Source organism: Celeribacter sp. (assembly GCF_048266405.1).
Taxonomy (GTDB): Bacteria; Pseudomonadota; Alphaproteobacteria; order Rhodobacterales; family Rhodobacteraceae; genus Celeribacter.
Genome location: NZ_JBLWZO010000004.1, coordinates 185,194 through 209,315 on the forward strand (window position 1 = coordinate 185,194; position 24,122 = coordinate 209,315).

Genomic DNA, 24,122 nt, shown 5'->3' on the forward strand with positions numbered 1-24,122 from the left:
TAGGCACGCAGAGCCACAACTCAATATAAATCGCATTTGCTCAACTGGATGTGAGCGAAACGTGACGCGATTTCCCTATGTCATGCCGTCAAATGCAACACGTTAGCTCTATTCCGCTATCCAAATGCAAAAAGGGCCAACCCGTGGGTCAGCCCCTTTCTCAATCATTGCTCCGAACGCGTAGATCAGATCCTGCGGTCTACTCTTCGCGACCGGTATCGGATTTCAGATAGTCAAAGAATTCACTATCTGGCGAGATCACCATCGTGGTGTTCGAGCCTTTGAGGCTTTCACGGTAGGCGTTCAAAGAGCGGTAAAACTCAAAGAAATCAGGGTCCGCGCCATAGGCCTCGGCAAAGATTTTGTTACGCTCTGCGTCTGCTTCCCCTCGGACGATCTCGGCTTGGCGTTGCGCATCGGACGTCAGCTCGACCACGGTACGATCGGCCTGCGCACGAACACGCTGCGCCGCCTCTTCACCACGTGCCCGCTCGTCGGCGGCCTCACGTTCACGTTCGGCACGCATCCGCGCAAAGGTGGCTTCAAGGTTTTGATCGGGCAAGAACGTCTGTTTGAGACGCACGTCGACGACTTCGACGCCGAGAGGCAAGGCGCTAACGCGGGCTTGCTCACGAATACGGTTCATCAATTCGGAACGATCCGACGACAGAATGGTGTTCGACGTCACGGTGTCAGAGCCGAGAACCTCGCGCACCTGCGCGTTCAGGATGCCTTGGAGGCGATCCTCTGCGAGGCGGATACCGCCTGTGGACACAGCCTGACGGAAGCGGACAACATCCGAAATGCGGTAGCGCGCAAAGGCATCTACGAGCAAACGACGGTCATCCGACGGGGTGACTTCGATTTCGGGGGTCTCAAGCGACAGAATGCGGTCGTCGTAATAGACCACTTCCTGAATAAGAGGGATTTTGAACGCGAGGCCGGGCTCTTCTTTGACCGCTTTGATCTGGCCAAACTGGAGCACGAGCGCTTTTTGGCGTTCGTCCACCACAAAGACCGAGGACAAAACAACGACCACAGCGATGATCAGGGCGACGAAAAGGATTTGAAGACGTTTCATCAGTTCGACCCCTCATTTGTAGATTTTCTCAACTCGTTGAGCGGCAGATAAGGGACAACACCCTGCCCACCATCGCCCGCTTCATCGAGGATAATTTTTTCAACGCCACCGTACACTTCTTCGATGGTTTCCAGATAGAGACGCTTACGGGTCACTTCGGGAGCGAGTTTGTATTCGGTCAAAACAGCGGAGAAGCGCGAAGCCTCACCCTGTGCGCCGTTGACGACCTGTGCGCGGTAGCCCTCGGCCTCTTCGAGATACTGAGCAGCAGACCCGCGTGCGCCCGCGAGAACCGTGTTGGCATAGGCATCGGCCTGACGTTCGAGACGGTCACGCTCTTGCTCGGCGGCCTGAACGTCGCGGAAGGCGTCGATCACCTCGGTGGGCGGATCGGCTTTATCAAGGTTGACGCGGATCACGTTGATCCCTGCGTTATAGCTATCAAGAGTGGATTGAATCAGTGTCATCGCGGTATCGGCGATCAACCCACGGTCACGGTTGAGAATCGGCGCCAATTCGGAGGCGGCAATAATCTCGCGCATGGAGCTTTCCGACACGGCCTGAACGGTGGTGCGCGGGTCGGCGAGGTTAAACAGGTACTTCGCAGGATCGGAGATGTTCCACACAACTTGGAAGTCAATGTCGACGATGTTCTCGTCGGTGGTCAGCATCAGGCCTGTTTCACCGGTGCCCGCGATGCCGATGGCTTCGGTACGCTCGCCTGTCACCACGACCTTCTCGTAGGACACAAGCGGCCAAGGCGCAAAGTTCAGACCTGGATTGCCGATGGAGGAAAACTCACCAAGGAACAATTCAACGGACTGCTCTTCGGGTTTGACTGTGTAAAACGAGTTCAACGCCCACAGACCCGCAGCGATCAAGACGCCGACGCCCACAGTGGAGCGGGTAAACCGTGGTCCACCACCGCCCGTATTGCCGCCGCCGGTGCCGTTTGATCCGCCGCCTTTGCCGCCCATGAGCACTTTCAGATATTCATTGCCTTTGCCCAAAAGCTCGTCGATTTCAGGCAACTGCGGGGGATCATTCGGACGACGTCCGCCAGTGCCGCGATTGCCGCCATTGTTGTCGTCGCCGGAGCCGCCACGGTTTCCACCGCCGCCCGAGCCCCAAGGTCCGCCATTATTGCTGGCCATGAAGGTGTGTCCTCTCTCGTATATGTCTAATGCGAGCGCGCGAACCGCGCCCGAACAAGGCTTTAACGTAACCTGTTCGTTCTGAGCACGGTTTTCAAGGGGCGTAAACCGCTTATGCGACGCCCTGTCCCGCTTTCGCGCCCTAAATCGTCTTACTTGTGAACGCGCGTGGGCTCTTTCATCAAAACAATCTCTTCGGCCATTGTCGGGTGAACCGCGACAGTCGCATCAAAGTCCTCTTTGGTGGCGCCCATTTTCACGGCCACGCCCGCCAGTTGGATCATTTCGCCCGCATGAGGTGCGATGATGTGACAGCCCAGAACCGTGCGCGTCTCGGCACAGACGATGAGCTTGAACAAGACGCGTTCGTTTTTCTCGATAAAGGCGTTTTGCATCGGACGGAACGCCGCAGTGTAGACCTCAACGGGGCGTTCAACGGGGCGTTCATCGCGAGCTTGCTCCTCGGTCATCCCCACAGCGCCATATTCAGGCTGCGTGAAAATCGCGGACGGAACGGCCACATGATCGGGCTTTGTCGGATTGCCTTTGAACACCGTCTCGTGGAAGGCCACCGCCTCGCGGATCGCCACAGGGGTCAGTTGGATTCGGTTGGTCACATCCCCCACGCCGTAGATCGACGGGATATTGGTCTGGCCGTAGTCATCCACGATAACCTCGCCCGCACGGCCCAGTTTGACGCCCGCGCCTTCGAGGCCCAGACCTGCGGTGTTGGGTTTGCGGCCCGTGGCATAGAGCACCAAGTCAAACATCTCCTCGCGCCCGTCGGTGGCTTTGACCCACAACCCGCCGTCGCGTTTCTCGATGCGCTCCACATCGGTGCCGACGTGTAGGTTCACGCCCTGCCCCGCGATCAGCTCTGCGATATGGCCGCGCGCCTCGTCGTCAAAGCCGCGCAGGATTTGCGCCCCACGGTAATATTGCGTCGTGTCCGATCCCAAGCCGTTAAAGATGCAGGCAAACTCACTGGCGATATAGCCGCCGCCAACGATCAAGATACGCTTGGGTAGCGTCTCAATGTCGAAAATCTCATTGGACGTGATTGCATGTTCGATCCCCGGAACGGTATCAGGCACGAAGGGCGTGCCCCCCGTCGCCACAAGGATATGCTTCGCGGTGACTTCTGTGCCATCGGCCAAAGCAACCGTATGCGGGTCTTTTACCGTCGCACGTTGAGCCATGATCTCAACACCCGCATTGCCTGCATTCTTGGTGTAGATGCCCTCAAGACGGGTCAACTCGGCCTTGAGGCGTTTTTGGAATTGGGGCCATTCAAAATCACCGAGCTTCACATCCCATCCGTAGGCCGCAGCCTCGGTCGCAGCCGCCGAGTACTGGGATGCGAAGACCATCAGCTTTTTAGGAACACAGCCACGGATCACACAGGTGCCGCCCATGCGGTACTCTTCGGCCATTGCCACTTTGTGTCCGTCCGCAGCAGTCAAACGTGCCGCACGCACACCGCCAGAGCCACCACCGATTACAAAGAGATCATAATCAAACGCCATTTGTCCCGCCTGTCTTTAACTATTTGGAAGAAATCTAAAGTCGGGAATAGATGTAGGGGCTTTATCACCAAAGGAAAACCCCGCCTGCGACTGCAAACGGGGTCTCATAAGATCAATTTAGCGTGGGGTTATGCGTCGGCTCACAGGTCGGCAAAGATATTGTCGGTCTCGGCAAACTCGATTGTGCTCTCGGAATCCTCGCCCGTGATGATGTCTTTGGTCTGAACGCGACCATCACCGTGGCCGATGATGACCTTATCGCAAATGTCGATAAACAGGCCGTTTTCCACCACACCAGGCACCTGATTGAGTACGAGCGCCAATTGCCGCGCATTACCGATGCGTTTGACATGCAAATCAACGATATGGTTGCCCTCGTCGGTGATGAACGGCACATCGCCATTCATCCGCAGGGTTGATGATTGCCCCAAAACATCCATCGAGCCAAGCGTCTCCTCAACGAGAGCTTTGGTGGTTTGCCATCCAAACGGGATCACTTCGATCGGCAACGGGAAGGCACCGAGGTGGTCGACCTCTTTTGCCGCATCGGTGATGACGATCATCTGATCCGAGGCCGTCGCCACGATTTTCTCTTGCAACAACGCACCACCGCCGCCTTTGATCAGGTTCAACTCGGGATCAAACTCATCGGCGCCATCAATGGTCAAGTCCAACCACTTGGCCTCATCGAGCGAGATCACCTTGATCCCCAAGGACCGCGCCAATTCGGCGGTGCGGGTGGAGGTTGGAACCCCCACAACCTTGAGCCCCTCTTCGCGAATGCGCTCGGCCAGACACCGCACCATCCATGCCGCGGTTGACCCCGTGCCAAGGCCCAGTTTCATGCCATCCTCAACGAATTCAACGGCGCGTTTAGAGGCGACAAATTTGGCGGTATCAATCGGCGAAAGGGTCTCGGACATTTGATGCATCTCCCCAGAAGCGTGTATGAGTCGGCTCGCTTATAAAAGAGCGCCCCCACGGGCGATAGACAGTTTGTGGTGCGAATTGCCCCTATTAGCGCTAACACAGGTGACAGGGCGCTCGACTTGGACGAAGGATTCCCTACATGGTCTCAACAGAGGCCAACCTTAGGACGACGAAATGGCGGATGCGTTGCACAAATATCTTCATCTGGCCCTCGGGTGGCTTTGCGTGGCCTTGGGCCTCATCGGCGCAGTCTTGCCATTGCTGCCGACCACCGTATTCCTGATTCTCGCGGCGTATTTTTTCACCAAAGGCTCACCCCGCCTGCGCCACTGGCTCATGGAGCATGCCCATTTCGGCCCGCCCATCCGCGCATGGGAAGAAACAGGCTCCATCGCGCCGAAGTATAAGGGATTTGCCGTGGGCATGATGGCGGTGACGTTTTTGGCCTCGGTTCTCTTTGCCCTGCCCGCCAAGGTACTGATTATTCAGGCCGTCTGTATGAGTGCGGCGGCAACCTATGTCCTGACCCGCCCGAATTCCTAAAGCGCGGAGCCCTTAGATTCCTAGGCCCGCCAAAAGCGCGTCCAAAGCCTCGGGCGACAGAAACAAAAGCATTCCCGCGCCGTCCATCTCGATATGCACCTGTGTATCACTGGCTTCATTCGATGTGCCGACACGACCATCAGGCGCAAAGTCGATCCCCTCTATCGGCCACTTCAATCCCGTTGACCGCCCTGTCACAGGGGCCATGGGGAACAGCGACACGCGGCAACCAACGGGCAAGGTCAGCGTCAAGGGAGACGAGAGATGCACGCAAATGTCATGCGTTCCCAAAAGCACGATCTGGCGGTCCGCAAATCGCACCATCGCGCTCAAAACCGCCAATTCGTGATCCACCCGTGCACCCATGAAGCCCACGCCCAAAACATAGGGAGCATCAATGCGCGTCAGACATTTCTCGAAATCGGTGCTGTCCTGCTCGGGGATATGGTAAAATCGGTCCGAAGGAATAAGGGCACGTGCCTTATTGTCCAAACTATCGAAGTCGCCAATCACCGCATCGGGCATATGGCCCCAATCAAGGGCGATTTGAGCTGATCCGTCCGCAGCAATGAGGGGTTTTGCCTGTGTCAGGGCCCGCGAAAGCAAAGCGGGCGTGGCGTTTCCGCTCCCGAGCACAGTCACGCCCGAGGCGCTCTTTATCACTGGAATCGCCATGTCCCGCTCTCCCCTCAGGTGTCTTTGCCACATTTTGGACAGGAAATAATCACGCTGTTTTCCTTGTTTCGTTCCGAATTGAGAACCAATTCATGGTAAATAAGGTGTCGATAAGCAAGGGCAGAAAGCGAGTTTCGGCATGGTTACGGACAGCAAAATTCTAACGGTCTCCTACGGGACCTTCTCATGTACGTTGGAGGGGTTTGACGACCCGTTCAATACAATGAGGTCAATCGCAGAGTATTTCCGCGATCTCGCATCGGAAGATCGGTACTTCGGCGCGGAGCCTCCGACGCCTGACCCCCAGATGCTTCAATCCATCGCCGAGCGCGAAATCCAACGTCGTGTTGAAACGAAGATGGAAGAAAACGGGATGATCCTGCGCCAGGTCGAAGGTGCGCCAAATGGCGACATCGCGGCCCCTGCCCCACAGGCTCCTCTCACAACTGCCCCCATCACAAAAGCGCCCGTCCCCTCGACTGCGCCAGAACAAACCGCTGCCGCAGAGGCTGCCCCCGCTGCTGCGTCTGTTGCTGCCCCTGTCGAGGCCCCCAAACAAGACGACGCGCCCGTGAAAGCTGCGCCAGCCGCAGCAATGGGTGCCGCAGCCACAGCAGGAGCCGCCCTTGCCGAGGGGTCCATTGCGGAAAAACTTGCCCGTATCCGCGCCGCCGTTGCAAAACGCGACGAGGCCCCCTTTGCCGAAGACCAGCACGCCGCTGACGCTTTTGGCGCCGAGGATGCAGGCGATACGGAAGATCTCGTTGCAGACATCCAAGACCAAGACACAGCCGACCTCGCCCCTGTTGAGGAAATCGTCGCCGCCGATGAAACTGATGAGAGCCATGACGATGTCGAGGCCGTTGCCGACCCTGAGGCTACCGTTTCCGAAGACATGATCGCGGATGCCCAAGACGAGGCCACAACGGCAAACGTCACGGAGACCACCGACGACGAGATTGATATCGACGCTGTCATGGAGACCGCAACGCTCAAAGGTGCCGACGAAAGCGACGTTCTTATCGAAGCAGATGAGACAACCGTCGATGATGAAGCCGCATCCGAAGAAACGGACAGTGCCGATGCCATTGCAGAAGATGAAACTCTAGACGACGCAATTGCCTCCGACGCGGACACCCTGGACGACAGCGCTGCGGCTCTGCATGAGATGGACCCCAACCTCGCCGCCGACATCGCCGAGGCAACAAGTATGCCCGAAGTGGAGGACGCGCCCGCACCGCAAGACCCGCTGACCCGTGTCCGTGCCCGCGTTATCAAAATGCGCCGCGCCGACTACGAGGCGGAAATTGCCGAGCAGCAGGCCGCGCAACAGAATGCCGCCAATGCGACCGAGACCAGCGAAGACGAAATGCTCGTTGATGAAGAAGTCGCAGAGACGGATGCAGCCGATGCTGTGGCCGCCATCGACGACGATCAGAACCAAACTGACGACGAAGCGATCTACACCGAAGACCTCGAAGAGGCCGAGACGGATCACACGGAATCAGACCCGATCGACCTCACCTCCGTCTTGCGCCGCGAGCTTGGATCGTCGTCGCTTTCCGAGGATGACGAAGACGACCTAATGCGCGAATTGGCGGCTGTGGCTGCTGAAAGCATGGACGCCGAAATCATCGCAGAGACCACTGAAGACATCGCGTCCGACGACACAGAAACCGAAACTGACACGGGCATTGATGTGGCGGCAATCGCCGATGACCTGTCCGTTGAAGAGGACACCCCTTCTGACGACGAGTCTGCCGACACCGCAGAAGAAGTCGCGTCGTCTGACGCCGAGCCCGCTGACGTGGACGATGCCGACACCCTCGACAACATTGCAGCGCTGCTCAATGACACTGCGTCCGATGGCGTCTCCCTTGAGGATGAGACATTTGACGCCGAAGAGGATGACGCGGAGACCACATCCGACAGTGACGCCACACGCAACATCTTCTCCGCGTCCGCTGACGACAACATGTCCCGCATTCTCGACGAGACCGAGCGCGAGATGGAAAAGGACGACACGTCGCGCCGTCGCTCGGCCATTCAGCACCTCAAAGCCGCTGTAATGTCCAAACGGGCTGACCGCGCTGCAGGAAATACAGAGGACAATGACGACGAAGAAAGTAACATCTACCGCAAAGACCTCGAAAGCATTGTGCGCCCCAAACGCCCCGAGCGCGTCAAAGGTTCGCGTCGCGACCTGCCTCCGCTGATGTTGGTGTCCGAACAGCGCATCGACACGCCTCAGGATGTGCACAAAGGTGCCGATATTTCACCGGTCCGCCCACGTCGCATTTCCGCAGCCGCCGTTGCGCTGAGCGAAGAGGCCGAGGTGAGCCATGACGACGTGATCGCAGATGCCACGGGTTTTGCCGACTACGCCGAAACAATGGGCGCACAGGGATTGTCCGAGTTGCTCGAAGCGGCTGCGGCCTATGCCAATCACGTAGAAGGCAAGAAAACCGTATCGCGTCCACAGATCATGCGCTTGGCCGCTGAGGCCATGCCAGACGAGCAGCCACTTGAAGAGCGCCTGCGCTCCTTTGGGCAACTTCTGCGCCAAGGCAAGATCAAGAAGATCGCCCGAGGCCAGTTCCAAGTCTCCGACGCGTCACGTTTCAAACCCGAGACCCGCGCTCACGGCTGATACAGTCTCCGACCAAACACAAAAGGCCGCCCAACCGGGCGGCCTTTTCTATATTAAAGCAACTCTCACAAAACCAAGAGGCTCGCGTTTAGCGCTCGTCGTCATACGGCTTTGGCGCCGCATCAGGGTCCGCCTGCCCAATCCCGCGAAACACTGATTTCAGCGGGAACACCCACAGGACACCTAGCCCGATATAGACCGCCAGCTCGACCAAAATCGACGGGCGATCAAACAGGCTCACCACCTTGATCGCCACGATGATATAGGCCGGCAAGCCGACAACGAGGATCAACAGAGCCAATCGGCGGCGGGTTTTATAGGACAGGGCCATCAGTTTCGCTTAGTCCGCAAACGGATCAGTAACGAGGATCGTGTCTTCGCGCTCAGGCGACGTGGACAGCAACGCGACGGGGCAATCAATCAGTTCTTCGATGTGACGCACATATTTGATCGCATTCGCAGGAAGCTCGTTCCATGTCCGCGCCCCTTCGGTGCTTTCGGACCAGCCGGGCATCTCCTCATACACGGGCACGCAGCGGACCTGATCTTCGGCAGCAGTCGGCAGATAATCGAGGCGCTCGCCGTCAAGATCGTAGCCCACGCAAATTTTCAATGTCTCGAAACCGTCCAAGACGTCGAGCTTGGTCAGGCAAATACCGTTCATTCCCGAGGTCGCACAGGTCTGACGCAGCAAGGCTGCATCGAACCAACCGCAGCGGCGCTTGCGCCCCGTGGTGGTGCCGAACTCGTGGCCACGCTCGCCAAGGCGCTGACCATCCGCATCATCCAATTCGGTTGGGAACGGACCTTCGCCAACGCGGGTGGTGTATGCTTTGACAATCCCGAGGACGTAATCAATGGAGCCCGGGCCGATGCCGACGCCCGTGGCCGCTTGGCCCGCGATGACGTTGGAGGAGGTCACAAAAGGATAGGTGCCGAAATCAATGTCCAACAATGCGCCCTGTGCGCCTTCGAACAAGATCCGTTTACCCGCTTTGCGCTGCTCGTTCATCACCTTCCAGACGGGACCGGAATAGGGTAGAATCTTTGGGGCGATCTCCTTGAGGGCGGCGATCAGTGCATCGCGATCAACAGGCTCGAAGCCCAAGCCTTTGCGCAGCGGATCGTGGTGTTGAAGGGCACGGTCCACACGGGCCTCCAATGTGGCGTCATCCGCCAGATCGGCCACACGAATAGCGCGACGCCCAACTTTGTCCTCATAGCACGGGCCAATGCCACGCCCCGTAGTGCCGATCTTGGTGCCTTTGGATGCAGCTTCCTCGCGGGCGCGGTCCAATTCACCGTGAATCGGCAGGATCAGCGGCGTATTTTCCGCGATCATCAATGTCTCTGGGGTAATCTCGACGCCCTGCTCGCGGATCGTTTCGATCTCGCTCAACAGATGCCACGGATCAAGCACAACGCCATTACCGATCACCGACAGCTTGCCGCCGCGCACAACACCCGAAGGCAGCGCATGCAGTTTGTAGACCTTACCATCGATGACGAGCGTATGGCCCGCATTATGGCCACCTTGGAAGCGTGCGATCACATCTGCACGCTCCGAAAGCCAGTCCACGATCTTGCCTTTACCTTCGTCACCCCATTGGGCGCCGACAACGACGACGTTAGCCATGATGAATCCTTTGATTGGATTGAAACCCGCGCCCGTATAGCGCCGCAGCGTCGGTGAGGGAACCACAAAACGCGTGAACACAGTGGCAATCGCAGCGCAACAGCCTGCGACATTCTCGCATCCGCACCCGATTTACGGCCGATGGCCCATGAACAAGAAGACGCAGATCGTGGTCATGGATGTGGGAAGAAACGCCCTCAGTGCCGCAACTGAACCCCTCACGTCACAATTCGAGCCATGAATCTGCCTGTTGACCCACACGCGGGGTTGCGCCTGTGCCAATCTCATCTTAAGTAGCCGCATCTAACCAATCGAAAGCGGATCCATGGAAAACGTTGTTCTTGTTGTCCACCTCATCATCGCCCTTTGCCTGATCGGCATCGTGCTTCTTCAGCGCTCTGAAGGCGGCGGTCTTGGTATGGGGGGCGGCGCGGGTGACGCAATGTCTGCACGCGGTGCCGCATCGGCACTGTCCAAAATGACTTGGATCTTTGCAATCGGGTTCATCATTACCTCCATCACGCTCACAGTTCTGGCGCGCAAAGAGGCCAACGTCTCTTCGGTTGTCGACGGCATCACAGCGACAGAGACGGTAGATGACACGGCGACGACGCCAGCGCTACCAACGGGTGAAAGCCTGCTGCCACCTAAGGCCACAGACGCTCCTGTCGCGCCTCCAAGCGTCGACTAACCCCAAAACATGGGCGTTGTGGAAAGAAGTTCCGCAACATGTAGCGGTTTGGTTGCGCGGGACGACCGAATCTGATAGCTCTCAAATCCCGTGATACATGCGAAACTTTTTCGCGTGTCCCACTCTTTTTTGGACACTCACGGGAGCCTCTCAACTCATGGCACGATACGTTTTCATCACCGGCGGTGTCGTCTCTTCTTTGGGCAAGGGCCTCGCCTCCGCAGCACTCGGCGCCCTCCTGCAAGCCCGCGGATTTTCCGTACGCTTGCGCAAACTTGACCCCTATCTCAACGTCGACCCGGGAACGATGAGCCCCTTTGAACATGGCGAAGTTTTCGTCACGGACGATGGCGCGGAAACCGATCTCGACCTTGGTCACTACGAGCGTTTCACGGGTGTCGCCGCGCGCAACACCGACTCGATCTCGTCGGGGCGCGTCTACACCAACGTGCTCGAAAAAGAGCGCCGCGGCGATTATCTGGGCAAAACCATTCAGGTCATTCCCCACGTCACCAACGAAATCAAAGATTTCTTGCATGTGGGCGACGACGAAGTTGATTTCATGCTCTGCGAAATCGGCGGCACGGTTGGCGACATCGAAGGTCTGCCCTTCTTTGAGGCGATCCGCCAGTTCGCCCAAGACAAGCCACGCGGCGAGTGCATCTTCATGCACCTGACGCTGCTGCCCTACATCGCGGCTTCGGGCGAGTTGAAAACCAAGCCGACACAGCACTCGGTCAAAGAGCTACGCACCATCGGCCTTCAGCCAAACGTCTTGGTTTGCCGTTCCGAGCATCCGATCCCCGAAAAAGAACGCGAGAAAATCGCGCTCTTCTGTAACGTGCGCAAAGAAGACGTGATCGCGGCTCCCGATTTGAAATCCATCTACGAGGCCCCCTTGGCCTACCACCGCGAGGGGCTTGATCAGGCCGTTCTCGATGCCTTTGACATTTCCCCTGCGCCCAAGCCCGACCTTACGGTCTGGCACGATGTGGCCGACCGCGTGTTCAATCCCGAGGGCGAAGTCAAAGTCGCCATCGTTGGCAAATACGTCCAGCTCGAAGACGCCTACAAATCCATCGCGGAAGCCCTCACTCACGGCGGCATGGCCAACCGTGTGAAGGTCAAAGTGGAATGGGTCGACGCGGAAATCTTTGAAAAAGAAGACCCCGCGCCCCATCTCGAAGGATTCCACGCGATCCTCGTGCCCGGCGGCTTCGGCGAACGCGGCACAGAAGGAAAAATCAAAGCGGCACAATTTGCCCGCGAACATAAAGTGCCCTACCTCGGCATCTGTCTGGGTATGCAAATGGCCGTTATCGAAGCCGCCCGAAACTTGGCCGGCATTCCAACAGCGGGCTCCGAAGAGTTCGATCATGAGGCAGGTGCGAAACGGTTTGAGCCCGTCGTCTACCACCTCAAGGAGTGGATCCAAGGCAACTCGACCGTGCGCCGCAAAGCTGATGACGACAAAGGCGGCACCATGCGTCTTGGCGCCTATACGGCCACACTCAAAGAGGGGTCGCGCGTTGCGGCGGCCTATGGAACCACCGAGATCGAAGAACGCCACCGCCACCGCTATGAGGTGGACACAAAGTATCGCGAAAAACTCGAAAGCTGTGGCTTGATCTTCTCTGGCATGTCCCCTGATGGACGCCTGCCCGAGATCGTCGAGGTGGCCGACCACCCGTGGTATATCGGTGTGCAATTCCACCCCGAGCTTAAATCCAAACCCTTCGCCCCCGCGCCCCTGTTCAAGGATTTCATCCGCGCAGCGAAGGAAAATTCACGCTTGGTCTGAACAGCACCAAAGCACACGGTTTGAACGGGCTCCTTCGGGGGCCCGTTTCGTTTTGCAGAGCCGCGTTCAACAGTTTGGAATATTCACGGCCAAGCCACCAAGGCTTGTTTCCTTGTATTTGTGGCTCATATCGCGCCCCGTTTGCCACAGAGTCGCAATCGCGCTGTCGAGGGGAACAAGGTGCGATCCGTCGCCATGCAACGCCAGTGACGCCGCAGCGACCGCCTTGATCGCGCCAAGGCCATTGCGCTCGATACACGGCACCTGCACCAGACCCGCCACCGGATCACAGGTCATGCCAAGATGATGCTCAAGGGCAATCTCGGCGGCGTTTTCCACCTGCGCAGGCGTGCCACCCAAGACAGCACACAGACCCGCCGCCGCCATCGCAGACGCAGATCCAACCTCGGCCTGACAGCCGCACTCAGCCCCGGAAATCGATGCGTTGTGTTTGATCAACCCGCCAATCGCCGCCGCTGTCAAAAGGAAATCAGGGATCAACACGGGATCAGCCTCTGGCACATGATCAAGCCAATAGCGGATGCACGCAGGGATCACACCTGCCGCGCCATTGGTGGGCGCCGTGACCACTTGACCACCCGCTGCGTTCTCCTCGTTCACCGCCATCGCATAGGCTGAAATCCAGTCGTTGACGATATGGGGCGGGGCGAGATTGCTATGCTGTTGCTCCACCAAACTGTCGAAAATTCCCCGCGCACGGCGTTTGACCGACAACCCTCCGGGCAAGATCCCCTCGGCGGTCAGACCCCGCGTGAGACAGGCGTTCATCACCGACCATATCTGGGCGATTCCCGCATCAAGGTCGTCGCTCGTGCGCCGCGTCAATTCGTTGGCCCGCTTCATCTGGGCGATGCTCAGACCAGCCGTTTGGGCCATATCCAACATCTCAAGACTGGATTGAAACGGATAGGGCACATCCGACCGCGCCGAAGCGTCTTGGTGTCGGGCCTCCTCAAACTCGGATACCGTTAGGACAAATCCTCCGCCGATGGAATAATACACCTCGGACAAAACCGTGCCCCCCGCTACATCCAATGCGGTGATCTCCATCGCATTGGCATGGCCATTGGATGAGGTGTCATAATCGAATATCAAATCGGTGGCGGGATCGAAGGCAATCTGCGTCTCAGGTAAAACATGATGCGCCGCGATCTCAGCCAAGGCTGCCTCAGCCTGCACGGCGTCATAGGTTTCGGGACTGAACCCCGCCAATCCCAAAATACACGCCCGATCCGTGGCGTGGCCCTTGCCCGTAAAGGCGAGCGATCCGAGCAGCCGCACACGCACACGCGCAGGTCTTACATCTTTTTGGGAAAGCGCCTGCATGAACCGCGCCGCGGCGACCATTGGCCCCATCGTGTGCGACGAGGACGGACCAATGCCAATCTTGAACATCTCAAAAACACTCAAGAACATCTCATCCCTCCCAAAATGATCAGTGCCGCGACCTGTGTGGCGTCACGATGTGGTCCCCTCTATTGATCGTCGCCTTTTGGAAAGAACTCAAGCGCTTCGGCCAAATCACGCGCCATATCGCCTCCCTCGGCCATCAAACCTGAATAAGTGCCGCTGCGATCCTGCTCGGATTTATTCTGGTTGATCTTCCATTTGCCTTCCATCCGCGCCACTTCGAACCGCAAGCCAACAATGCCGCGTTTGAGGGCGGCGATATAGGCAACGGGGGCATCTGAAACAGCCCACGGAGCGGCGCGGCCTGCCTCGTGGCGTTGGGTTAATGCGGCGAGGTGTGCGCCCAACCAATCGCCATCTTGGATCGCCTCGAACGTGCCATGCGCGTGGGCGACGATATAGCCCCATGTCGGAACAGCTTTGCCGTGGATCTGTTTTGACGGGTAAAACGAGGGCGAGATATAAGCGTGAGGCCCTTGGAACATCACCACCGATTGCCCCTGTCCCGCCAATTTCCAATGCGGATTAGGCCGTGCGATGTGGCTTTCGAGATAGGTTTTCCCACCCTCTTCGCGCACAAGCCATGGCACATGGGTGATCTCGATCCCCTCCGCGTGCGGCGTCACGAGGGCCCCGAAAGAGACTTCGTGCATGGCGGCACGCAACACGCTTGGGTCGTCGATGCCAGTTTGATCGGGTCGGTACATGGGGCTGCCTCGCGCGTTTTCTTTCGCCTACCATGGGGATAGCACGGCGGGAACAGGCATTCGCGCATCGCTCCCCAATGAGCGAGGCCCCGCCATCGGTCCGCAGATAGACAGCCCTTTCATCGCACCACGTCATTGGCCCCATCACCAAAAAGCGCGCAACATCCACAAAAAATCCGCTATAGGCTCTCCCCATGGATATGACACTCTTTTTCGCCCTGCTGGTCTTTGCCTTTGTGGCTTCAGGCACACCGGGACCGAACAACCTGATGCTACTTGCTTCTGGGGCCAATTTCGGGTTTCGCCGCACCTTGCCGCATATGCTTGGCATTTCACTTGGGCACTCGTTCATGGTGTTTGTGATCGGTCTGGGACTGGCACAGATGTTCGAGACCCTGCCCATTCTGCGCCGCATCCTCGTGGTGGTCTCCATCGCCTACATGCTCTGGCTCGCATGGAAAATCGCCCATGCCGCCGCTCCCAAAGAGGGCAAAGCGGGCGGCAAACCATTCACGTTCCTACAAGCCGTAGCCTTTCAATGGGTCAATCCCAAAGCATGGATCATGGCCATTGGCGCACAGACCAATTACGCCCAAGGTGAGGGATGGACCTCGGCGGCACTTGTGGGGATCGGGTTTCTTATGGTGAACTTTCCCGCCATCACAGTCTGGGCGTGGTTGGGCACCGAAGTGCGCCGCCTGTTGACCAATGCACGGCGTCTCACAGTGTTTAACTGGAGCATGGCGACCTTGCTGGTGGCGTCGCTCCTGCCCATTTTGTTTCACTAACACCCTTCGCCGCAGCCACTTCAATCACGGTTGCGTGCAACCGTTTCATTTTCCTGCACGAGGGTCTATATCAATCCTATGTTTGCAGAATTCCTCAAAAAGCTCGTTCAGCCGAACCCGCCCCGCCTTGCGGATGTTGATGCACGTCTCGCCCTTGCCGCCCTTTTGGTGCGCGTGGCGCGAGCCGATGGCCAGTACGATCCCGCAGAAATCGAGAAGATCGAAACAGTGCTGAAGGACCGATATGGTCTCCCCCCAGCGGAGGCCACGGCGCTCCGCACACAGGCTGAAACCCTCGAAGAGGAAGCCCCCGACACTGTGCGCTTCACCCGTGCGATCAAGGACGCAGTGCCCTATGAGGATCGTGAAAGCGTCATAGAGGGATTATGGGCCGTTGTTTTGGCGGATGGCACCCGCGACCACGACGAAGACACGCTGTTGCGTCTCGTCGCCAACCTGCTCGGCGTCAATGACCGAGATAGCGCATTGGCACGTCAACGCGTTGAAGCCAAACAGTCATGATCGCGCAGCTGCCGATGTATTGGTGGCGTGAAAACGCAGCCGCACATACGGCACTCTGGGGACTGATCCGTGATGGGCTGCGCGCCCGTGCAATCGACGCCCCCGACAGGCTCGACACCTCTGTGCCCTATGACCACGCATGGCGGCGCCCCGACTTGGTCCTCTCTCAAGTTTGTAACCTTCCGCTGCGCAGTACCCTCAAGGGCAAAGTGACCCTGATAGGTGCGAGCGACTACGGTTTGGCGCAATGTCCCGCAGGATATTACCGCAGCTATTTTGTCGTACGCGACGATCACCGGGCAACCCGCCCCACACAGTTGGACGGCGCCCGCATGGCCTATAATGATGAAGGGTCGCATTCGGGATGGGGCGCACCAATGCTTTGGGCGCTGAACTGTGGCGTGACGTTCAACCCGATACTGCATACGGGAGCGCATGCGACCTCTGCCGCGGCCGTGCTGTCAGGGGAGGTCGATTTTGCCTGTATAGATGCGCAAACATGGCGTGATCTGCGGCTTTATCTTCCACAAACCCGACGCCTGCGGATAATCGGCGTGACCGACGTCTCTCCGGGGCAAACCTTCTGCACGGCTTACGGTGCCGATCCCGCCCCCTATTTCGCGGCGATCTCCGAGGCGATTGCGCATTTGTCCCGTATGCACAAGGCGACCTTGGGTCTCAAAGGGATCGTGCGTCTGCGCCCCCAAGCCTATGACTTGCCGCTGCCTCAAGAGCCCCATGTCGCAGCGAATCTCTTTGCCACGCATTGGCCCTCCGAAGCGGGCTAAAGTTTCTTTAGGCGCGCTTTTTTCGCCATTTTCGCAAAAATCCCCGCCATTTTGGCTAGGTTAACAGCTCAACGCAGGGTCAAGTTGATGTTGTTTGTTGCATCTGCTTAAGAATTCGCCCTAACTCCTTCAGATGTTGACCAAGGATTCAAATTCAAACCCGCCCGCAGACACGCCTGTGATCGAGATCCGCGACCTTCATAAGTCGTATGGCGATCTTGAGGTGCTCAAGGGTGTTTCCATGACTGCCCCCCGCGGTCATGTTGTTTCGCTTATCGGCTCCTCTGGCTCTGGGAAATCCACGCTGTTACGCTGTGCCAACCTGTTGGAAAACAGTCAGCAAGGCGAGATTCTGTTTGAGGGCGAGCCGATCACATGGAAGGGCACAGGCCTGAACCGTCGGCCATCTGATCGCAAACAGGTGATGCGCATCCGCACCAACCTGTCGATGGTGTTCCAACAGTTCAATCTTTGGGCCCATATGTCGATCCTCGAGAATGTGATGGAAGCGCCCGTAACCGTCTTGGGGCGCCCCAAAAAGGAAGTCGAAGAAGCCGCACGCGCCTATCTCGACAAGGTCGGCATCGGCGACAAATGCGACGTCTATCCTGCACAAATGTCAGGCGGGCAGCAGCAACGCGCCGCCATCGCACGCGCATTGTGCATGGAGCCCAAAGCGCTGCTGTTTGACGAACCCACATCGGCGCTCGACCCCGAATTGGAACAAGAGGTGGTCAAGGTGATCAAGGCATTGGCCGAAGAAGGCCGCACGATGATCATCGTCACCCACGATATGAGAATGGCAAATGATGTGTCCGATCACGTCGTTTTCCTCCATCAAGGTCGCATCGAAGAAGAAGGCGCACCCGCCGACCTCTTTGGCGCACCAAAAACCGAACGGCTCGGGCAGTTCCTTAGTGCAACTGTCTCAGCCTAATAAATAAACTTGGGAGTAACAAAATGAACAAACTTATCCTTTCCGCTGCCGCATTGGCCCTTATGGCTGGCGCTGCGACTGCCGACACGATCCGCATGGGCACCGAGGGCGCCTACCCTCCCTACAACTTCATCGACGACAACGGCGAAGTTGCAGGCTTTGAACGCGAAGTGGGCGACGAGCTTTGCGCCCGCGCCGAACTGACCTGTGAGTGGGTAACGAACGAGTGGGACACCATCATCCCGAACCTCGTATCAGGCAACTACGACACCATCATCGCGGGCATGTCGATCACCGACGAACGCGACGAAGTCATTGATTTCACGCAAGACTACTACCCACCAACGGCTTCCGCCTACGCAGCTTTGTCGGCTGATGTCGATTTCACAGGTGGCGTTATTGCTGCACAGACCTCCACAATTCAGGCAGGCTATGTCGCGGAAACAGGCGCAACACTTGTTGAATTTGCGACACTCGACGACACCATTGCAGCTGTGAAAAACGGCGAAGTGGACGCCGTATTTGCCGACAAAGACGCGCTTGTGCCATTCGTAGAAGAGAACGGGTTCGAGTTTGTTGGCGACGATATTCCGCTCGGCGGCGGCATCGGCATGGGTCTGCGTGAAAGCGACGGCGACCTCATCGCCAAGTTCGACGCAGCCATCGACTCCATGAAAGAGGATGGTTCCCTGAACGCGCTTTTGATCAAGTACTTCGGCGAAGAAACCACCACGTACTAAGACATAGAGAGCAGGGCCGGTTTCGCACTGGCCCTGCTCTTGTCATTTGACATGTTTCAATCCTGCGCTGATCCCTCCGCCATAGATGGCCTGAACTGGCTCGCCTGTTATCTGACAACGGGCAAGCATATGCTGTTCTACAAGTCCTTCTTTGTTGTCCTGTCGCTTCTGGCTATTACCGCGCCGGCAGCGCTTGCGTTGGGCTTTGCGGGAGCCATGGCCTCGCGGGCGCATTTCGCCCCGATCCGTTGGCTCGGGACACTCTACACCTCAATGGTGCGCGGAGTTCCTGACATCGTTTTCTTTTTGTTTGTCCCCCTCGCAATGGACCAAGCGTTCGAGTGGCTGCGCCATAAGGTGAAGTGCCCCGATTGGTCCGAACCGATCCGGCAGGGCAACGACTTTCTTGTCTGCGCCGAGGCCAAACTACCGTTAAATTCCGCGCCGCAATCAGTCCATGAACTCTATGGCTTCACCCTCGCGGTTCTGGCCTTTTCCATCGTATTCGGCGCTTTCGCCGCCAATGTGTTGGCCGGCGCAATGAAGGCCGTGCCCCACGCCCAGATCGAGACGGCCGAAAGCTACGGCATGTCGCACCGCCAATCGTTCTGGCGTATTCTCGTGCCACAAATGTGGATTTTCGCCCTGCCTGGGCTGAGCAATCTGTGGATGATCCTGATCAAAGCCACGCCACTCTTGTTCCTGTTGGGGGTCGAAGACATCGTTTACTGGGCGCGCGAATTGGGAGGGACAAAAACAACGCAATACGCCTATCCGCACCCCGACTGGCGGCTATGGTATTTCCTCGCGCTATTGGTGTTTTACCTCGGCTTCACCCGCATCTCCGAACTGGTTCTGGAGCGCCTCACCCGTAAACTGTCTCATGGACAAGCCACCTTGGTAGGCGAAGAGATGAGGAAAGCCACATGAGTTGCGCCCAAACCATTTCCGACTACGCGCTGCGCTCCATTGGGTTCGGCGAACGCCTTCTCCCGAAAGCAGATATCACACTGTGCGAACAGGTGACGCTGATCGGCTCAGGCATGATCTGGAACATCTATTTTGGCGTTCTGGCGTTGTTGTTCGGCTTTGTTTTTGCAACCGCTTTGGCGATGGCCAAAGCCGCGCCGAACAAATGGCTGCGCAAACCCGCCGAATGGTTCATCTTTTTGTTCCGCGGATCTCCGCTCTTTATCCAGTTCTTTTTAGCCTATGAATTGTTCGTGTCCCTCCCCAAAGCAGGGATCGAGATTTTTGGCATGACACTGGCCACAGGCAACCTGACCCGCGCATGGGCAGGGGCGTTGGTCGTCTTGTTCCTCAACACATCTGCCTATTCCGCCGAGATATTCTACGGTGCGCTGCGCTCAGTGCCCAAGGGCGATATCGAGGCCGCTGATGCCTATGGCTTGGTCGGATGGACCCGTTTTCGTCGCATCACTTGGCCCACCATGCTGCGCCTTGCGTGGCCAGCTTATACAAACGAGGCGATCTTCTTGTTCCATGCGACGGCGCTCGTCTTTTTCTCGGGCTTCCCAGCCTGGCAGCAAAAGGGCGACGCGCTCTACTATGCGTCCTATTTTGCCGAAAAGACCTTCAACCCCTTTGTGCCCTACCCCATCGTAGCAGGGTTCTTTGTGGTGTTAACGATCGTCGTGATTACGGTGTTTGGTCAGATCGGACGGCACCTCAATCGTCACCTTCCCTCCTCCGCTCAACGTCCAAAACGTGCGCGGATGATGTTGATCCGCTAAGGCTACCACAATGAAATTGGGCATCTTGCTCTGCGGCGATCCCCCCGCAACGGTTCTCTCCAAACATGGGGATTTTGCCGCACTGTTCAACGACCTTTTCGCTCCCCATGGTATCGAGACACAGACGTGGCGCGTGGTTGATATGGACTTTCCCGAGAGCGTCAGCGACGCCGACGCGTGGCTCGTGACAGGCTCCAAACATGGCGCTTACGAGGATCACGCCTTTATCGCTCCGCTCGAGAACTTCATCCGCGCCTCTTATGCCGCCCACCATCGCCTCACTGGCATTTGCTTTGGCCACCAGATCATCGCGCAGGCCATGGGCGGACGCGTGGAGAAATTTGCGGGGGGATGGAACATTGGGCGTAAATCCTATGCCATAGACGGGCTTGGCACGGTGCATCTCAACGCATGGCACCAAGATCAGGTGGTGGAGTTGCCGCCCGAGGCAGAGGTCGTCGGCACGTCGCCAACCTGCGCCAATGCCGCCCTTTTGTATGGCAATACCATTTACACCGTGCAGCCCCACCCCGAGCTATCCGCCCCCGTTATTGCCACCTATCTCGACGCAGCATGGCCCGATGGCGTGTACCCTGAAGGCGTGCTTGACGCGGCGCGTCCGTATCTGAACGCACCAAACGACGAAGCCCGCATCGCGGCCCAGATCGCAACATTCTTGCGCGAGGGACGTAGCGCGATACAAACTGCGTCCTAAGCGGCCACCGCTCCCCTACAGCATGTAACACCTTTGCGAAATTTCGCCTGTCGGATCAGGAAAGCATAGATTTTCGACCTTCTAGAGTTTACAGATATTCCGAAGATAGAATTTAAGAATGGTGAAAGTCATGACCAACGCGCCCAACGTCTACGATGCAGAGCCGATCCCCGAGGACGCCCGCGCCGAGGTTGAACGGCTTTTGACGAGTGGCGATTTGTTCCGCTACACCGCCGCTAAAGACGCCCCTGTAACGCTTCTGGAACAAGAGTTCGCACAGATGATCGGCGCGAAATACGCGCTCGCCGTGGCCTCGTGTTCCGCAGCCCTATTCTTGTCACTCAAAGCACTCAACTTGCCGCGCGACGCGAAAGTGTTGATCCCCGCCTTCACCTTTGCCGCCGTGCCATCCTCGGTCGTGCACGCTGACTGCATTCCCGTCCTTGTGGAATGCGGCGACAATTACCGTATCGATCTAGACGACTTTCACGCCAAAATGGCCGATGCCGATGCGGTTTTGATCTCCCACATGCGCGGGCACACTTCCGACATGGACGCAATCAAAGCGGCCTGCGACGCCAAGGGCATCCCCCTGATCGAAGACGCCGCACACTCGCTTGGTACGGTTTGGGATGGCAAAAACATTGGCACCATCGGCAAAATCGGCTGCTTCTCGTTCCAGTCCTACAAGTTGCTGAACGCAGGCGAGGGCGGCATCATGATCACCGATGACCCAAATATCTACGCCCGCGCCGTGATCATGTCCGGCGCTTATGAGCACAACTGGCAAAAGCACAACACCCAACGCGACAACGCCCTGCAAGAAGCCTTTGATGCGTGGCAAAACCAACTGCCGCTCTACAACACGCGCCTATCCAATATGTCCGCCACGATCGTGCGTTCGCAATTGGCCGAAGTGCCGCGCCGTGTGCGTGATGGCCGCGCCAACCATGATTATGTCGCCGCCCGCCTTGAGGCCTGCCCGCACCTCACCGTGCCTGCCAAACTGGAAAAAGAAGTGCGCGCGCCCGACAGCTTGCAATTCAACCTCGTCGATTTTGACAGCGATGCAGCGGCAGCCTTTCAACAGGCCGCCAAAGAGCGCGGCGTGTCTGTTCAGGTCTTTGGCCTGTCCACCGACAATGCCCGTGCGTTTTGGAACTGGAAATTCTTGGGCGAGACGCCAGAATTGCCCATGACCCGCGAAATGCTATCGAAAGCCTGCGACACGCGCTTGCCCGCTCGTCTGCAAAAGGCCGATCTCGATTTCATCGCGGATGCGCTAATCGAAGCCGCAAACATCGCAAGTGCGGCGAAACTGGCCGCCGAATAGGCGCGCGCCAAACTGCCGAACAGATCAAACGCCGCGCCTTCGGGGGCGGCGTTTTACGTCTCGGTCAGGTCAATCTGTCCCGCAAGCCACGGCCATGTCTCTACGGCGGGCGCAACAACGCGGGTTTGAATCAAGGGGCGTAAACGCGCGGCGATATCGTCCGCCATATCGGGCATCCCGTCTGTATGGGCGTAGAGCGACAATTGGCGCGACAGAGGGGCCACAGGCAGCGGATGCACCTCGACCTCGGAAGCATAGCGCCCCGCATGCTGGGCGCCCAATACCGTCAGGATGGTCCATCCCCTGCCCCCCGCCACCATCGCAAGCATTGCGCGGTAACTGTCCAATTCAAACCGGCGGGGCGTGCGCACACCTTGCTCGGTCAAATGCGCCGACAGGGCGCGGCCCATCGCGTGACGGCTGGTGTATTCGATGTAGGGCAACTCGGTGAGTGCATCCAAGCTGCGCTCATGTCCCTTTGGCACCACCATCACGAAGGGATCACGCAACAAGGGACGCACGTCCATCCACGCGGCAGGCGGGCCAAGATCGGCGGCCACGACGATGTCCAATGCGCGATGTTCAAGTTTATCGAGCAAGCGATGCGATGGTCCCGTCTGCAACTCAAAGCGGGTCTTTGACAAGCTATCGGCCATATCCGCGATCAAGGTTGGCGTGACGGACGCCTCGAAATCCTCAACCATGCCAAGGCGCAATTGCCCCAACTGGGTCAAATCCAGCCCTGCAATCTCCGAACGCGCGCGGGCGGCCTCCGACTGGATCACCTGCGCACGAGTACGCAAAACACGCCCCGCAGGGGTGAGCGTCATCGGGCGGTTTGAACGGTTCAAAAGCTCCGCGCCAAGCGCCGTTTCCAGATTGGTGATTTGTTGAGAAATGGCAGACGGCGATGCACCAAGACGGCGAGCCGCGGCGGACACGGAGCCCTCTTCGGCGGCAGCCAAAAATACCTCCACCCCCCAAAGGGTCAATCGTCCGCCTGAGTCGCTCATGGATTTCCCTCGATTTGCCCCGCGCACTCCAAGTCAGGTATGCGCGGGCAGAGTCCTAGGTCAGTTTGGACAGCTTTTCCTGAAGCTCGGAAAGCTGTTTTTTGATGGCGTCGAGGTCTTCTCCCTCGTGGGATGCCTCTTTATCGGTTTCTGATTTTGGAGCGGACCATGGCGCACCAAGGCTTCCCATCCCGCCAGTCATCGCTTTGACAAACGCCTCTTGCTGCGCTTGCACAGCACCTAAACCGGGAATGGTGCCACCCAACCCCTGCATCATCTTTTCCTGTCCGTCGCGGAACATCTCAAAACTCTGTGCCAGAAATTGCGGCACCGCTGATGTCACATCCGTGGTGTAGCTGCGTACCAGATCGGTCAACACATTCAGCGGCAGGACATTTTCACCGCGGCTTTCATGTTCTGCAATGATTTGAAGTAGATACTGACGCGTCAGATCATCACCCGATTTCAAATCCACAATCTGAACCTCACGGCCATCGCGGATAAAACCGGAGATATCCTCAAGCGTCACATAGTCGGATGTCTCGGTATTGTAGAGACGACGCGATGCATAGCGCTTGATCAGCAAAGGCTCTTTTTGTTCGGCCATTGGGTTCCCCTTCCCTTATTGCGTTGCAGAAAACGCTAAGCGATGGAATTGCCAAAAGCAAAAGAAAACGGGCCCCACCCATAGGAGGAGCCCGTCTCGC

At 57.7% G+C, this 24,122-nt stretch carries 24 protein-coding genes; 13 read left to right on the forward strand and 11 right to left on the reverse strand.

Annotated features, from left to right (window positions below; translation table 11 throughout):
- Window positions 1-199: 199 nt before the first annotated feature.
- From hflC to rpiA, 4 genes are all read right to left on the reverse strand, one after another.
- Window positions 200-1,081: a protease modulator HflC gene (gene hflC, locus ACN0TS_RS10295; protein WP_417259267.1), complete on the reverse strand. Its 882-nt coding sequence runs from the start codon at window positions 1,079-1,081 to the stop codon at window positions 200-202.
- Window positions 1,081-2,235, reverse strand: coding sequence for an FtsH protease activity modulator HflK (gene hflK, locus ACN0TS_RS10300; protein WP_417259268.1), 1,155 nt, complete (start codon window positions 2,233-2,235; stop codon window positions 1,081-1,083). Before hflK ends, hflC begins: the two co-directional genes overlap by 1 nt.
- A gap of 152 nt (window positions 2,236-2,387) precedes the next feature.
- Entirely contained in the window at window positions 2,388-3,761 is a 1,374-nt protein-coding gene (gene gorA, locus ACN0TS_RS10305) for a glutathione-disulfide reductase (protein ID WP_417259269.1), read from the reverse strand.
- Window positions 3,762-3,901: 140 nt separating this feature from the next.
- On the reverse strand, window positions 3,902-4,684 hold the full coding sequence (gene rpiA, locus ACN0TS_RS10310; RefSeq protein ID WP_417259270.1) for a ribose-5-phosphate isomerase RpiA: 783 nt from the start codon (window positions 4,682-4,684) through the stop codon (window positions 3,902-3,904).
- A gap of 181 nt (window positions 4,685-4,865) precedes the next feature.
- Here rpiA and ACN0TS_RS10315 point away from each other — a divergent pair, with 181 nt between their 5' ends.
- On the forward strand, window positions 4,866-5,234 hold the full coding sequence (locus ACN0TS_RS10315) for a YbaN family protein (protein ID WP_417259271.1): 369 nt from the start codon (window positions 4,866-4,868) through the stop codon (window positions 5,232-5,234).
- A 12-nt stretch (window positions 5,235-5,246) separates the two neighbouring features.
- Here the strand turns inward: ACN0TS_RS10315 and ACN0TS_RS10320 are convergent, their stop codons facing one another.
- Window positions 5,247-5,909, reverse strand: coding sequence for a thiamine diphosphokinase (locus tag ACN0TS_RS10320; protein ID WP_417259272.1), 663 nt, complete (start codon window positions 5,907-5,909; stop codon window positions 5,247-5,249).
- Between the two features lie 139 nt (window positions 5,910-6,048).
- Between ACN0TS_RS10320 and ACN0TS_RS10325 the strand changes: the two genes are divergently transcribed.
- Complete coding sequence (locus ACN0TS_RS10325) at window positions 6,049-8,559, forward strand: hypothetical protein (protein WP_417259273.1); 2,511 nt, start codon at window positions 6,049-6,051, stop codon at window positions 8,557-8,559.
- An 88-nt stretch (window positions 8,560-8,647) separates the two neighbouring features.
- On the opposite strand, the gene ACN0TS_RS10330 is transcribed toward ACN0TS_RS10325, so the two are convergent.
- Both ACN0TS_RS10330 and ACN0TS_RS10335 read right to left on the reverse strand, forming a co-directional pair.
- Window positions 8,648-8,890 (reverse strand): DUF2842 domain-containing protein, encoded by a 243-nt coding sequence (locus tag ACN0TS_RS10330; protein ID WP_417259274.1) that lies wholly within the window; start codon window positions 8,888-8,890, stop codon window positions 8,648-8,650.
- Window positions 8,891-8,899: 9 nt separating this feature from the next.
- Complete coding sequence (locus ACN0TS_RS10335; RefSeq protein WP_417259275.1) at window positions 8,900-10,195, reverse strand: adenylosuccinate synthase; 1,296 nt, start codon at window positions 10,193-10,195, stop codon at window positions 8,900-8,902.
- Window positions 10,196-10,520: 325 nt separating this feature from the next.
- Here ACN0TS_RS10335 and secG point away from each other — a divergent pair, with 325 nt between their 5' ends.
- Both secG and ACN0TS_RS10345 read left to right on the forward strand, forming a co-directional pair.
- Window positions 10,521-10,886 carry a preprotein translocase subunit SecG gene (gene secG / locus ACN0TS_RS10340; RefSeq protein WP_417259276.1) on the forward strand — a complete coding sequence of 122 codons (366 nt, stop codon included), beginning with the start codon at window positions 10,521-10,523 and terminating at the stop codon, window positions 10,884-10,886.
- A 157-nt stretch (window positions 10,887-11,043) separates the two neighbouring features.
- Window positions 11,044-12,687, forward strand: a complete 1,644-nt coding sequence (locus tag ACN0TS_RS10345; protein ID WP_417259277.1) for a CTP synthase — start codon at window positions 11,044-11,046, stop codon at window positions 12,685-12,687.
- A 66-nt stretch (window positions 12,688-12,753) separates the two neighbouring features.
- On the opposite strand, the gene ACN0TS_RS10350 is transcribed toward ACN0TS_RS10345, so the two are convergent.
- Window positions 12,754-14,124: an L-serine ammonia-lyase gene (locus ACN0TS_RS10350; protein WP_417259278.1), complete on the reverse strand. Its 1,371-nt coding sequence runs from the start codon at window positions 14,122-14,124 to the stop codon at window positions 12,754-12,756.
- Between the two features lie 59 nt (window positions 14,125-14,183).
- On the reverse strand, window positions 14,184-14,825 hold the full coding sequence (locus ACN0TS_RS10355) for an FMN-binding negative transcriptional regulator (RefSeq protein ID WP_417259279.1): 642 nt from the start codon (window positions 14,823-14,825) through the stop codon (window positions 14,184-14,186).
- Between the two features lie 194 nt (window positions 14,826-15,019).
- Here ACN0TS_RS10355 and ACN0TS_RS10360 point away from each other — a divergent pair, with 194 nt between their 5' ends.
- The 9 genes from ACN0TS_RS10360 to ACN0TS_RS10400 all read left to right on the forward strand — a co-directional run bounded on the left by ACN0TS_RS10360 (window position 15,020) and on the right by ACN0TS_RS10400 (window position 22,402).
- Window positions 15,020-15,613, forward strand: a complete 594-nt coding sequence (locus ACN0TS_RS10360) for a LysE family translocator (protein WP_417259280.1) — start codon at window positions 15,020-15,022, stop codon at window positions 15,611-15,613.
- A gap of 78 nt (window positions 15,614-15,691) precedes the next feature.
- Window positions 15,692-16,135 (forward strand): TerB family tellurite resistance protein, encoded by a 444-nt coding sequence (locus ACN0TS_RS10365; protein ID WP_417259281.1) that lies wholly within the window; start codon window positions 15,692-15,694, stop codon window positions 16,133-16,135.
- Window positions 16,132-16,923, forward strand: coding sequence for a phosphate/phosphite/phosphonate ABC transporter substrate-binding protein (locus tag ACN0TS_RS10370; protein ID WP_417259282.1), 792 nt, complete (start codon window positions 16,132-16,134; stop codon window positions 16,921-16,923). Before ACN0TS_RS10365 ends, ACN0TS_RS10370 begins: the two co-directional genes overlap by 4 nt.
- A gap of 133 nt (window positions 16,924-17,056) precedes the next feature.
- Window positions 17,057-17,860: an ABC transporter ATP-binding protein gene (locus ACN0TS_RS10375; RefSeq protein ID WP_417259283.1), complete on the forward strand. Its 804-nt coding sequence runs from the start codon at window positions 17,057-17,059 to the stop codon at window positions 17,858-17,860.
- 23 nt (window positions 17,861-17,883) lie between these two features.
- On the forward strand, window positions 17,884-18,600 hold the full coding sequence (locus ACN0TS_RS10380) for a transporter substrate-binding domain-containing protein (protein WP_417259284.1): 717 nt from the start codon (window positions 17,884-17,886) through the stop codon (window positions 18,598-18,600).
- 51 nt (window positions 18,601-18,651) lie between these two features.
- The gene (locus ACN0TS_RS10385; protein WP_417259285.1) at window positions 18,652-19,530 is read left to right on the forward strand and encodes an ABC transporter permease; all 879 of its coding nucleotides are present in this window, start codon (window positions 18,652-18,654) and stop codon (window positions 19,528-19,530) included.
- A complete protein-coding gene (locus ACN0TS_RS10390) occupies window positions 19,527-20,354 on the forward strand; it encodes an ABC transporter permease (RefSeq protein WP_417259286.1) in 828 nt (275 codons plus the stop codon). Before ACN0TS_RS10385 ends, ACN0TS_RS10390 begins: the two co-directional genes overlap by 4 nt.
- Window positions 20,355-20,364: 10 nt before the next feature.
- Window positions 20,365-21,069 carry a type 1 glutamine amidotransferase gene (locus ACN0TS_RS10395; protein WP_417259287.1) on the forward strand — a complete coding sequence of 235 codons (705 nt, stop codon included), beginning with the start codon at window positions 20,365-20,367 and terminating at the stop codon, window positions 21,067-21,069.
- A 130-nt stretch (window positions 21,070-21,199) separates the two neighbouring features.
- Entirely contained in the window at window positions 21,200-22,402 is a 1,203-nt protein-coding gene (locus ACN0TS_RS10400) for a DegT/DnrJ/EryC1/StrS family aminotransferase (protein ID WP_417259288.1), read from the forward strand.
- 53 nt (window positions 22,403-22,455) lie between these two features.
- On the opposite strand, the gene ACN0TS_RS10405 is transcribed toward ACN0TS_RS10400, so the two are convergent.
- Both ACN0TS_RS10405 and phaR read right to left on the reverse strand, forming a co-directional pair.
- Window positions 22,456-23,415: a LysR family transcriptional regulator gene (locus ACN0TS_RS10405; RefSeq protein ID WP_417259289.1), complete on the reverse strand. Its 960-nt coding sequence runs from the start codon at window positions 23,413-23,415 to the stop codon at window positions 22,456-22,458.
- Window positions 23,416-23,470: 55 nt separating this feature from the next.
- Window positions 23,471-24,022: a polyhydroxyalkanoate synthesis repressor PhaR gene (gene phaR, locus ACN0TS_RS10410; protein WP_417259290.1), complete on the reverse strand. Its 552-nt coding sequence runs from the start codon at window positions 24,020-24,022 to the stop codon at window positions 23,471-23,473.
- Window positions 24,023-24,122: the final 100 nt, after the last annotated feature.